The organism is Dorea sp. (genome assembly GCF_977044405.1).
In genome coordinates this window covers 1-12,407 of sequence record NZ_CDRRQK010000028.1, presented here as the reverse complement: position 1 = coordinate 12,407, position 12,407 = coordinate 1, and the positions used below count along the sequence as shown (strand labels likewise).

Annotated in this window: 9 protein-coding genes and 1 pseudogene; 2 read left to right on the top strand and 8 right to left on the bottom strand. The window is 41.8% G+C overall.

Features of this window, described 5'->3' with window-relative positions; all coding sequences use genetic code 11:
* From ACWJAF_RS11670 to garR, 6 genes and pseudogenes are all read right to left on the bottom strand, one after another.
* On the bottom strand, window positions 1-127 hold a 127-nt coding region (locus ACWJAF_RS11670; RefSeq protein ID WP_448864163.1), incomplete at its 3' end, for a GntT/GntP/DsdX family permease.
* 181 nt (window positions 128-308) lie between these two features.
* Window positions 309-1,310, bottom strand: coding sequence for a 4-hydroxythreonine-4-phosphate dehydrogenase PdxA (gene pdxA / locus ACWJAF_RS11665; RefSeq protein ID WP_296032748.1), 1,002 nt, complete (start codon window positions 1,308-1,310; stop codon window positions 309-311).
* A 138-nt stretch (window positions 1,311-1,448) separates the two neighbouring features.
* The gene (locus ACWJAF_RS11660) at window positions 1,449-2,753 is read right to left on the bottom strand and encodes a four-carbon acid sugar kinase family protein (RefSeq protein ID WP_296032750.1); all 1,305 of its coding nucleotides are present in this window, start codon (window positions 2,751-2,753) and stop codon (window positions 1,449-1,451) included.
* Window positions 2,754-3,067: 314 nt separating this feature from the next.
* Complete coding sequence (locus tag ACWJAF_RS11655) at window positions 3,068-4,480, bottom strand: GntP family permease (RefSeq protein ID WP_448864128.1); 1,413 nt, start codon at window positions 4,478-4,480, stop codon at window positions 3,068-3,070.
* A 192-nt stretch (window positions 4,481-4,672) separates the two neighbouring features.
* Window positions 4,673-6,097: a four-carbon acid sugar kinase family protein gene (locus tag ACWJAF_RS11650; protein WP_448864126.1), complete on the bottom strand. Its 1,425-nt coding sequence runs from the start codon at window positions 6,095-6,097 to the stop codon at window positions 4,673-4,675.
* Between the two features lie 119 nt (window positions 6,098-6,216).
* Window positions 6,217-7,110: pseudogene (garR, locus tag ACWJAF_RS11645) on the bottom strand (2-hydroxy-3-oxopropionate reductase); the annotation flags it as partial.
* Between the two features lie 391 nt (window positions 7,111-7,501).
* Between garR and ACWJAF_RS11640 the strand changes: the two are divergent.
* Window positions 7,502-8,146, top strand: coding sequence for a GntR family transcriptional regulator (locus ACWJAF_RS11640; RefSeq protein WP_296032755.1), 645 nt, complete (start codon window positions 7,502-7,504; stop codon window positions 8,144-8,146).
* Between the two features lie 241 nt (window positions 8,147-8,387).
* On the opposite strand, the gene ACWJAF_RS11635 is transcribed toward ACWJAF_RS11640, so the two are convergent.
* A complete protein-coding gene (locus tag ACWJAF_RS11635) occupies window positions 8,388-9,434 on the bottom strand; it encodes a GNAT family N-acetyltransferase (protein ID WP_448864124.1) in 1,047 nt (348 codons plus the stop codon).
* A 9-nt stretch (window positions 9,435-9,443) separates the two neighbouring features.
* On the bottom strand, window positions 9,444-10,301 hold the full coding sequence (locus tag ACWJAF_RS11630) for a patatin-like phospholipase family protein (protein WP_448864122.1): 858 nt from the start codon (window positions 10,299-10,301) through the stop codon (window positions 9,444-9,446).
* Between the two features lie 344 nt (window positions 10,302-10,645).
* Between ACWJAF_RS11630 and ACWJAF_RS11625 the strand changes: the two genes are divergently transcribed.
* Complete coding sequence (locus ACWJAF_RS11625) at window positions 10,646-12,277, top strand: ABC-F family ATP-binding cassette domain-containing protein (RefSeq protein ID WP_296034053.1); 1,632 nt, start codon at window positions 10,646-10,648, stop codon at window positions 12,275-12,277.
* Window positions 12,278-12,407: the final 130 nt, after the last annotated feature.

Sequence of the window (12,407 nt, the reverse complement as noted above, 5' to 3'; positions counted from 1 at the left end):
TAAGTGGCATGCCGCCAATCACACCAACTACAACTGTACATACGATCAATGCTAAAAATGCCTGAATCTTTGTCTTTAATACCAGGAAGATCAGAAGAGCGATACCTACGCCCAGACCGATCAACATACGTTCCCCACTAAGTCCGTTTACCATAATTAGACCTCCATCTTTCTCTTATGTATTTCCGGAATTCTTTTGTACAGAGAAGCTAACACCGAAAGCTTCTTCCGATCGCATGGTAATTAACCTCTCCATTCCATCCATACATCATTCCTGCGTTTTGTATAATATTTAATTTATTTCAGATTTATTTTCCCGTAAAATTCGGTGCATATTTGGCTGCCAGTCTGATTGCTTCAATCATGCTGACCGCGCTTACGATTCCTTTTCCTGCAATGTCAAATGCAGTTCCGTGATCTACGGATGTACGAAGGATCGGCATACCATTTGTGATTGCGATTGTCTTTTCAAAGTCCAATGTCTTGGTTGCAATATGTCCCTGATCATGATACAGAGATAATACGCTTGTGTATTTGCCTTGTGCTGCCTGATGGAATACGGAATCAGCTCCGATTGGCCCTGCTACGTCATAGCCTTCTTTTTTCAGTTCTTCGATTGCCGGCATGATCTCTTCTACTTCTTCCCATCCGAACAGTCCATGCTCACCGCTATGTGGATTGAGTCCTGCAATTGCCATTGTTCCTTCTTTTACGCCAAGTCTTTCCAGTGCTTTGGTGCAGCGTTTTACATAATCGATGATTCTGTCTTTTTTGATCATGTCTAACATCTGTCTTAAAGATACGTGTCTTGTCAGGAAGAATACACGCATGCCGTTTGTCTCGAACATGGTGAGTGGATCTTCTGTATTGGTCAGTGCGCCAAAGATCTCCGTGTGCCCGATGTATGGCACTTCTGCTGCATGAAGGGATTCTTTGTTGATCGGAGTGGTTGCTACTGCGTCAACTTTTCCTGCATTGGCAAGTTCGATACTTTTTGCAATATATTCATAGGCTGCCTTTCCGCACATGCCGCTGACTTTTCCATATGCAAATGTGTCCATGTCCACATTATCAAGATCGATCAGGTTCAGTACACCTTTTTCATCGACTGCTTCTTCCGGTTCCTTGATCAGGTTGATCTTCAGGTCCTCTTCTGTAATCTCGATTGCTTTTTCCACGATTTTCTTATCTCCTACGATCACACAGACTGCAATCTGAAATACCTCATCTGATGCAATGGATTTTGCTACGATTTCTGGTCCGACTCCGGCCGGGTCTCCGATTGGTACTGCAATAATTGGTTTTTTCATAGTTCTCTCTTCCTTTCATTTACTTTACTTTTTTTGCTTCACTTCACGCCATGGATTATTTTGCTGCCAGAGTGTGTCTGAAAAATGCTTTCTGTAAAATTGCTGGAATGATTTTCAGATACGCTCCAGGCCGTGGCATTAAATATATAATTTTTCCTTCAAATAAGTGATACACTTATTGATTGCATCTTTATCTCCCTGGCTTCCACCCTTGGTAATGATGTGGACACCTTCGAATTCTCCTTTTAAGAACTGTCCGTACGCTGCCAGCGGGAGTACTTCATCTAACAGGCTGAGTCCTGCAGTGTCAAATTTCTGGCACACGGCAACGGTTACATCCCCGCCGCTTGTATACAGTCCCTTGAATGTCTCTTCTGCTTTGAAGATCCGGTATGTAATCTCTGCAAATGCGCTGTTGATCTTGCCGGTTACTTCATCAAGTGAGCAGTTATAACGTTCCATATATGGCTTAAAATCAATACGGTTCTCCGGATAGATTCCATCACCTGTTACCGTGGATACGATATTTTTATCGCATTCATCAAGAATTGATTTTACAACTCTTGCGATCTCTTTTTCTCTTCGCTCCTCACCTTCTAAGAGTTCCCTTGTCTTTACGAATTCATTGTGTGTTCTCTGTGACAGCCACAACTCTTCCATCTGGGCGGTTGTATTCGCATTGACACTTCCTACAACTGCAAGGATCTTGGTTTTCTGTTTTTTCTTATTTGGTGTGATCAGCTTTCTTGATAATGTTGCGGTAAATACCCCCGGATCTACGGTGATCACTTTTAATCCGCTGGTAATAACTGCATCTGCGATCAGGTCCAGATCTTCCTGTGTGATGCAGTCAAGTGTAATGATCCTGCTTCCTTCTTCCACACATTTTTTCATCAGATCTGCCAGGTAATGTTTGCCGTGCATCAGATCTTTCATGTAAATGGTTGACACCTTATATTTACTCTGCTGTGCGAACAATGGTCCGACTTCAGATATCTTAACCGGTGTCTTTGGATCTACAGCAATGTTCGTTTTGTGAAGCGGCAGTCCATTGACCAGCATGTAGCCTCCGCATATGATTCTTCCTGATGCCGGGAAACACGGTGCAACAACCGCCACATAATCCTCTCCGAGAGCATCCAGCATCGCATCTGTCTCGCTTCCAAGATTCCCTCTTAAGGTGCTGTCAATTCTGTTGGCATAGACCTTTACTTCGTCATTCTTAAGCATGTTACAGACATTGTATACACGGTTATAGGCAATCTTTGCATCCACACCCCTGCTGTCGGTTGGATACAGGACACAATCACAATCCGCCAGCGTCGATAATTCGATCCGTTCAGCATTCATCACTGTATATGCTTTGTAATTCATCTTTTTTAGTAATACTCCTGTCGCATTGGCCCCCGTCAGGTCATCTGCGATTACAACACACTGCGGCATATTCATTCTCCTTTTTTGTTATTACATTTTCGAACATTTCTTCTTGTTTGTTTATGTTTATATTTTATCTCTTTTGTTCGTTTATGTCAATATAATCTATTTTTTATCAATCTTTTTGTTTGAATCCACAATTATCAATGTTCATTTTTGTTTACTTTTTTATTTTAGTCAAGTGGATATTCGCAATCCGCTTCGCTACTTGATTTGGTAAAGAAAAGCCAGCCAAAGAACCTTATCGATTTTTTCAAAACCTCATTTCTTTGGCCGGCCTTTTAACCTGTTTGTTTTAGATATTATATTCTTCTAAATTCTGTCTACATGAAGATATTGAGGATCAGTACTTCTACTACACCGACTGCCCATGCGACCGTTGATGTAACTGACCAGATCGTCAACTGGTCTTTTGCTTCGCTGACTCCTAAGGTTCTGTTTACTACCCAGAAGTAACTGTCGTTAAAGTATCCAAAGAATAAGGATCCTACACAGCATGCAACTGCTCCAAGAATCGGGCTTACGCCTGATGCTGCGATGATTGGTGCTGTGATACTTGCTGCTGTTGTCATTGCTACTGTTCCTGATCCCTGGATGAATCTCATCGCTGTTGAGATCAGAAGTGGCAGGATGATGATCGGGATTGCTGTCTTTGCAAGTCCCTCTGCCATAAATGTTCCAAGTCCGGAATCTTTGATGATCTGTCCAAGCGCTCCGCCGCCACCTGTTACCAGCATGATGATTCCGGCTGATGCCATTCCTTTTTCCATCTCTGCAAGGGCTTCGTGTCTGTCAAGATTTCTTCCAAGTGTAAGGATTGCTACGATCAGTCCAAGTCCTACCGCTACGATCGGCTGTCCAAGGAATACGAGGATGTTCATGAATCCTTCTGTTTTTCCCATTGCGGATGCAACCGTGTTGATTAAGATCAGGATAATCGGTACGATCAGTGGCATGAAGGATTCCAGTGCTCCCGGCACGCCTGTCATATCCATTGCAAATGCTGCTTCGTAGTTTGGCTCCTGATATGGTGCTTCTACGATTTCTCCCTCTTCATTTGGGATTCTGTAATACTTTTTAGAAAGGAACATTCTTGCATATGCGATACATGCGATTGCCATCGGCACTGCAAGTACCAGCGTCAGTAAGATGAACTTCCCTACATCTACTCCGAAGATTCCGCAGACTCCTAAAGGTCCCGGTGTCGGTGGTACTAAAGAGTGTGTGATTACAAGACCGGCTGCAAGTGCAGCTCCAAGTCCGATCACTGATTTCTTTGTTGCTTTTGAAATAGCTTTTGCGATTGGTGCCAGTACGACGAATCCAGAATCGCAGAAGATCGGGATGGATACTAAGAATCCTGTCAGTGCCAGGGCTTCTTCTTCTCTCTTCTTACCAAAGAGTTTCAAGAATGTATGTGCCATTCTCTTAGCTGCTCCTGTCACCTCGAAGATCTGACCCATCATAACGCCAAATCCAATGATGATACCAATACTTCCTAAGGTTCCGCCAAACCCGGAAGTAATCGAATTTACAATACCAAATGTTTTCTCTACTCCGTCTACTTCAATCGTGATATTTGTAAGTGGCATGCCGCCAATCACACCAACTACAACTGTACATACGATCAATGCTAAAAATGCCTGAATCTTTGTCTTTAATACCAGGAAGATCAGAAGAGCGATACCTACGCCCAGACCGATCAACATCCGTTCCCCACTAAGTCCGTTTACCATAACCAGACCTCCTATGTTCTCTCTTTTCTTGCGTTGCGCTGCAGAGTTTTTTATTTCTCTGCAGCAGTTTCCTTTATTATGATTTCAATATTTTTATTTTGATATTGTTACTGTTCACACGTTGTGCAAACAGTAATCTGATATTTTCTATATCTTTCAGATTGCTGTATATTCCGCCATTTTTGCAATCTTTTACTTTTCTGTCAGTACTTCTACTGCTTCTCTAAGCGTTGTGATCTCTCCTACATTTCCAGGGAAGATGACATATGGTGTCAGAGGGAATTTGCTCTCCTCGCCTGTCTGCCATACCGGAATTCCAGGTTTGATCTGTCCAAGTACGTTTGCTTTTTTCACTGCAAGTGCCTTTGTTCCTACATCACTCGAAGTAATTCCACCTTTTGCGATAACGAAGCTTGGTGTAACACTTAAGTGTCCAACCAGTGACTGTACTGCATCTGAAATCTTTACAGACAGTCTCAGTTCATCTTCTTTATCGCCGGTATCTGCTGTGATCAGTGCTCTTGTTGTGTAACAGCACACTGTCTTTCCTGCTTTGATGCACTCCTCTTCCAGATCCAGACATCTCTGTACTTCTTTTTCAAATGCTTCATCATCTTTTACCAGTGTCGCATCCAGTTCGATGAATTCAATGTCTGTCAGCTTCTTCAGCTCTTCTACCTGTTTGGTAGTCTTATCTGTATGGGATCCTACCACGATGATTCCACCGTTCGTAGTCTCTTTTACTACCATCTGTTCTCTTGTAAGAAGCGGCTGGTCAGTTACTCCGCCCATAACCTTTACGATAGCTGCTGCTGTACGGAACATGAATACTTTTCCTTTTGCCATTGCTCTGTATAATGCTACACAGAATACTTTTACATCTGCATAATCCACAGCATTTACAATAATCTTGTTAAAGTCTTTGACCGCCATCAATTCTTCTTCAATCTTATCGATATTCATGTCATGGATATCTTCCAGGGAAATGCAAGTAACATCAGAAGCTTTGTACGCTCCTTTTGTCTTCTCTTCTACATATTCCGGCATTGTTGCTGCACTGTAGCCAAATGTCTTGTCTTTGGCAAATTCTGTCTCATTTGCAGGGATCAGTTCATCACCGTATTTTACATAATGTACATCATCGATTGTGAATCTTCCACCTTCTTTGAAGAACGGGCAAAGGATTTCTCCATCGATGGTCTTTCCTGTATTTGCTTCATAATTTTTCTTAAGAAGTTCTGTCTCCAGTGGATAATGTCCGCGGAGTGTAGAGTCACTTCTGCTGATGAAGATGTATTCTTTTCCTGTCTCTTTTGCAACTTCATCTACAACAGCTGCGATATCATTGTGTGCTTTTGTTGTCTGCTCAGCTGTAAATCCTCTAGAATTTGTCAGGACATAGAATAAATTATTCTTTTCTTCAAATCCCTGACGGATCGTATCTTTTTCCCAGTTGGTATATACGGAAATGTCATGTACCGTCTGGACTCCTGTCGGGTCATCATCTAAGACAACGATCTTTTTATTGTTTTTTTCGATTTCTTTTTTTAGCAGCTCATCGATATAAGCTTCATCTATCTTCTTATATGAAGTTAATACTTCTGCATTCAGTGCCATGTCCATTCTCCTTATCTTTTTTGATTTCACTTATTTTGTAATCTCTTGAACGTTCCTGTTATGTGCCCCGGTCACAGTTTTATTCTGCGGCCGGTCCGGCACTTATATCTTTCTTTTTATTATTCTTCTGTTTTCTTTACTTCTACGTCAGCAAGTTTTTCGAAGTACTGAACAATTCCGCCGTGGTCGTCATTCATATGTCCATGGATCTTCAGTGTCTGAAGGATTTCATACAGCTGTGCTGTGTATGGAATCGGCACGTCGATAGAATGTGCTGTATTTACTACGTTCTTGATATCTTTGTGGTTGATTCTGATTGGTCCGCCCGGTTTGAAGTTACGCTCGATGATCATTGGGATCTTAGCATCAAGTACTGCACTTCCTGCAAGTCCTCCGCGGATTGCGTGGTATACTTTTTCCGGATCAGCACCTGCTTTTGTTGCAAGTACAAATGCTTCTGATACAACTGCGATTGTGTTGTTAACGATTACCTGGTTGGCAAGTTTTGTAACACTTCCGCTTCCGCTTCCACCAATTAAAAGTGCTGAAGATCCAAGAATGTCAAAATATTCTTTCATTGCATCAAAGTCTTTCTGGTCTCCACCAGCCATGATTGCAAGTGTTCCTGCAACTGCTCCCGGTTCTCCACCAGATACAGGTGCGTCTACAAATCCAACACCTTTGGCCTTCAGTCCTTCGTAGCATTCTTTTGATTCTACCGGTGTTACGGAACTCATATCACATACAACTGTTCCTTCTTTGATTGTGGAAGCAACTCCTCCCTCGTCGAATAAGATGGATTTTGAAATTGCGCCGCTTGGCACCATGATGATGATTCTTTCGCACTGTTCACCAATCTCTGCATATGTAGCTTCTGTTGCTCCTGCTGCTACAACGTCTGCAACTGCTTCTTTGTTCAGGTCAGATACCAGAAGTTCTACACCTGCTTTTAATAAGTTCTTTGCCATCGGTCTTCCCATGATACCAAGTCCAATAAATCCTACTTTCATTTGTTTTACTTCCTTTCTTTTTTACATCTTCCAGTTTTCACACCAGAACGAACATGTAGCGTTTTGTTTTCTTTATTTTCATGTTCATCTGTGTTCTTTTCCCGTGTGATGTATCGTTCTTTTTTGTTTCTGACTCCACTTTACTACATACCGGTATACCGGTCAAGATGTTATTTATGTTTCTCCTTTTTCTACAGTTTTCCGCCTTTGTTTTTGTACATTTTTCACATATAATCTTGTTTTAGTCTGTTATATTTTTAACATCTTAAACAATATTTTCACACTGCTTTTTCCTTTCTACTTGACCAATCTATAACCATAATGTATGATATTTGTAGTGAAAAGCGCATGTATTTTGTTAAATAAATAATTATCGTAAAATAAAGGAGCTACTATGAAACCATTAAACGAACAGGCATATAATTATCTCCAGAATCTGATCATGGAGAATCATTTTTCCTATCAGGAAGTGTATTCTGAGACGAAATTATCAAAAGAGCTCGGAATATCCAGAACCCCTCTCCGGGATGCCGTGCACAGACTTGCACAGGAGGGATATATTGATATTATTCCAAGCAAAGGATTCATGCTGCATCAAATGAACAGAAAAGATGTAAACGAAACATTCCAGGTGCGCTCGGCCCTTGAGACCTACTGCACCGTTCAGATCACAAAGGAATCTACCAGCCGCAAAGCCAAGAAGCTTTTTAAAGAGCTAGACTGGATCATGGAATGTATGAAAGATATTATGGAAACGACACATTCGATCAAGGAATTTTCAGAGTATGATTTCCAGTTTCATACGAAGATCATTGATTATCTGGAAAATGATCAGTTTTCCAATGTGTTTGCGATGTTCATGTACCGTATGAAACGGCTCGCTGAGTTGTCGCTTTCCCACCGTGGACGAATGGAGCAGACATATCAGGAGCATATGGATATTCTGGATTGTATGAAGGCCGGGGAGACGAAGAAGATATATGAGACGACTTTGAGGCATATGGAGACGCCTCGGTTTATTAATCTGGAGGATTTGTAGATTTTTTAGTGGATTTAATCAGGACAGAAAAGAGTACAATATATTGAAACGGTGCAGCTCCCTTCGGTCAATGTCACCTTATTCAATATATTGTACTCTTTTCTTGTGTATTGTTACCGGAAGGTTGAAAAATCTCTGCGGGAGAATCCTCCGGATGAATATACCTTTTTTAGTGGCGTAGGCTGTAGATTGGAGATGTTGAAAATGCTCTGTGCGAGAATCCTCTGGGTAATAAACTCTTTTAGTATTGTGTTGGTGGTTTTTCCATGCACACTTCCTGGGTAGAGTCTTTGGATTCCGAAGTTTCTTTTTCCTGGAAGCCATATTTTTTGTAGAAGTTTACTGCTGTCTCAGTGTGCAGGATTCCGTAGAGGTGGCCTGTGTCTTCCATGATTTTGTTCATTAGTTTTGTTCCATAGCCCTGGTTTCGGTGGTTTTCTGCTATGACTACGTCCATTAGATAGAAGGTTGTCGTGTGGTCTGTCAGGACTCTTGCGAAGCCGATCTGGGTGTCCCGGGTGTCTGTTTTCAAGAACAGGCCGTATGGACAGGAGTGTTCCATGGAGGTTATTATCTTGGATTCCGGTCTTTCTTTTGCCCAGTCTGTGCTGTGCAATAGTTTTACTACGTCTGACTGGTTCATGTTTTCTATGCCTTTTCTTATATAGTAAGATTTATCCTGTTCGCCTTCTTTTCCGCTTTTTTCCTGCTCTCTTTTTGCTTGTTCAATCTTATCTTTTGAATCTTGTTCTATTACTTTCCGAAGGTTTTTCAGATAACCTGAGCATTCGCTTTCTTTTTGTCCGTAGGTCATCTGAAGTTTATATTCTAACGGAAGCCATGTCTCTATGTCTGCTTCATTATGCTGGATCAAGGCTTCCATCTTATCCAGGGCATGGACAATCTTTGCTTCCGTTGTCTCAGCCGCTTCTAGTTCTTCGAACAGACCATCTAATTCTTTTTGTTCTTTTTCCGGGAGCATTGCTGTTACCTGGCTGATTGCATTTCCTTCTGTTTCCCGGTCATCGTCTGTCTTAACGAATGCCGGGATATCTCCTGTGACTGCTTCTCCCAGATCGTGGAACAGACACATTGTTATCACTTTGTCCATATCACATTCCGGGAATTCTTCTTTTAATTCTTCTTTTACAAGCCATGCAAACACGCAGAGACGGTAAGTATGTTCTGCCACGCTTTCCCGTCTCTCATTAGTTGTTCTTGAATGGCGCATATTCCATTTCAGGCGTTCTGCCACACCCATAAAATTAAGTAATGTTCTTGGTTCCATTCTGTCCACCTACTCATTCAGATATTCGAGTAATCCCTGATATTCTTTCTTCATCAGTCTTTGTCCATGCATGTAAAAATGCTGCAGCTTGTCATAATCTTTTTCCATACGTGATACAGTCGGAATCAGCGGACGGATTACGAAGATTTTTCCTTCTTCTTCTAATTTCTCGATCAGTTTCATCTGCTTGTTGTATACTGCATTTCTGGACATGATCGTCTTCACCAGGTTTGGATACTTTTTATAGGCTCTCTTATAAAGCTGTTCGGTTGCTTTTACCGGACGTTTTTTTCTGTAACCTGGATTTCTGGTCAGAACTACTACAATCTTTTCATTACCTTTTTCCAGTGCATACTCAACCGGGATGGAATCTGCCAGTCCACCATCCAGATAAGGGATTCCGTCTACATTTGCGATTGGTGCTGCCAGTGGCATACTGCTCGATGCACGGCAGATCTTCATAAGTCTCTCCGGATCTTTCTCTTCTGTCAGATACTCTGCACCACCGGTTATGCAATTCGTTACGACCAGTTCACATTCCATCTCTGATGCAAAATATGTCTCGAAGTCAAATGGATAGATTTCATTTGGAAATTTGTCAAACAGCATATCCATATCCATCAATGCCTTTTCTTTTAATGATTTCTTTAATCCATACATATAATCATACTCTTTCTCACGGTGGATCACGCATTCACGGCTCCGCCCAGCCTGTTTGGATACGTAATCAACTGCATTACATGCACCGGCCGATACACCGATTACATTTGACATATACAAATCCTTTTCCATAAGATAATCCAGAACTCCGGATGTAAATACCCCGCGGTTTGCGCCGCCTTCCAGTACCAATGTTGCTTTTACCATAAGTCTTACCTCTCTTTGTCTTGTTTGTTCTAAATTTCTTTTTTCATCCTCTGATGATACGGATTATTCGTTACTGCTCACATACAAAAATTTTCCTGAACTCAAAATTCATATAGCGCAGCACATAATACTGTTATTATTATATACCTTTTTCCCCTTTTTTCATAGAAGGAAAAAAGGAACTTCCCTTGCTATTTTCCCTTATCTCTGGTACTATATGCTAGAGTGTGTCTGCAAAATTCTTTTTTGCAGAAATGATTTTCAGGCACGCTCCACTTAGCGTCTGCAATCTGGACGCATCACTATCAACGAAGATTCAAACGACAAGGAGAATATAAACCAATATGATTAGTACAAGTAATGTAACATTACGGGTTGGTAAAAAAGCCCTGTTCGAAGATGTTAATATTAAATTCACAGAAGGAAACTGTTACGGTCTCATCGGTGCCAACGGTGCCGGAAAATCTACTTTCTTAAAGATCCTTTCCGGACAGCTTGAACCTACAAACGGTGAAGTTATCATCACACCAGGCGAGCGTCTTTCTTTCCTGCAGCAGGATCATTTTAAATATGATGAATATCCGGTTCTGGATACTGTTATGATGGGAAATGCAAGACTTTATGAGATCATGAAGGAAAAAGAAGCCATCTATGCAAAAGAAGATTTTACAGATGAAGATGGTATGAAAGCCAGCGAGCTGGAAGGTGAATTCGCAGCCATGAACGGATGGGAAGCAGAATCTGATGCTGCCACACTGTTAAATGGTCTTGGAATCCCTGTCGAGATGCACTATGAGATGATGAAAAACTTAAATGGTCCTGAAAAGGTTAAGGTCCTGCTTGCACAGGCTCTTTTTGGTAATCCAGACATCCTGCTTCTCGACGAGCCTACCAACCACTTGGATCTTGATGCGATTGCATGGCTGGAAGAATTCCTGATCAACTTTGATAATACTGTCATTGTTGTATCCCATGACCGTTATTTCCTGAACAAGGTCTGCACACAGATCGCAGATATTGACTATGGTAAGATCAAGCTTTATGCCGGTAACTATGACTTCTGGTATGAATCAAGCCAGCTCCTGATCCGTCAGATGAAGGAAGCGAATAAGAAAAAAGAAGAAAAGATCAAAGAATTACAGGAATTCATTTCCAGATTCAGCGCCAATGCTTCTAAGTCCAAGCAGGCTACTTCAAGAAAACGTGCCCTGGAAAAGATCCAGCTTGATGACATCCAGCCATCCAGCCGTAAATATCCTTACATCGACTTCCGTCCAAACCGTGAAATCGGTAACGAAGTTCTGACTGTAGAAGGATTGAGTAAAACCATCGACGGAGAAAAGGTTCTGGATAACATTTCCTTTACCCTGAACCATGATGACAAGGTTGCATTCGTTGGAAGCAATGAGCTTGCCAAGACAACTCTCTTCCAGATCCTTGCAGGAGAGATGGAACCAGATGAAGGTACTTACAAATGGGGCATCACCACAAGCCAGGCTTACTTCCCACTTGACAGTGGAAGCGAATTCGACAACGATTACAGTATCGTAGACTGGCTGACACAGTATTCTGAAGAAAAGGATGCAACTTATGTACGTGGTTTCCTTGGACGTATGCTGTTCTCCGGTGATGACGGTGTGAAGAAGGTACGTGTTCTTTCCGGAGGTGAAAAGGTGCGTTGTCTGTTATCTAAGATGATGATCAGCGGTGCGAATGTCCTGATCCTCGACGAACCTACCAACCACCTGGATATGGAAAGTATCACCGCACTGAACAACGGTATGACAAAATTCCCTGGTGTACTTCTCTTCTCTTCCAGAGACCACCAGATCGTTCAGACAACTGCTAACCGTATTATGGAGATTGTTCCAGGCGGTAAACTGATTGATAAGATTACAACTTATGATGAGTATCTTGAAAGTGATGAGATGGCTCGTAAGAGACAGACTTATACAGTTCAGGAGGAAGATAACTAAATAGGTGTTTAATACATTAATTTGGGTTGGATTCCCGGTCCTTGCGTATGCCTTGGTATAAGATCTGGTCCGCGACTCCATGAAGCAAGAAGTAGTAAGAGAGCCTGAATTCCCTAAAAGCAACAGAAAG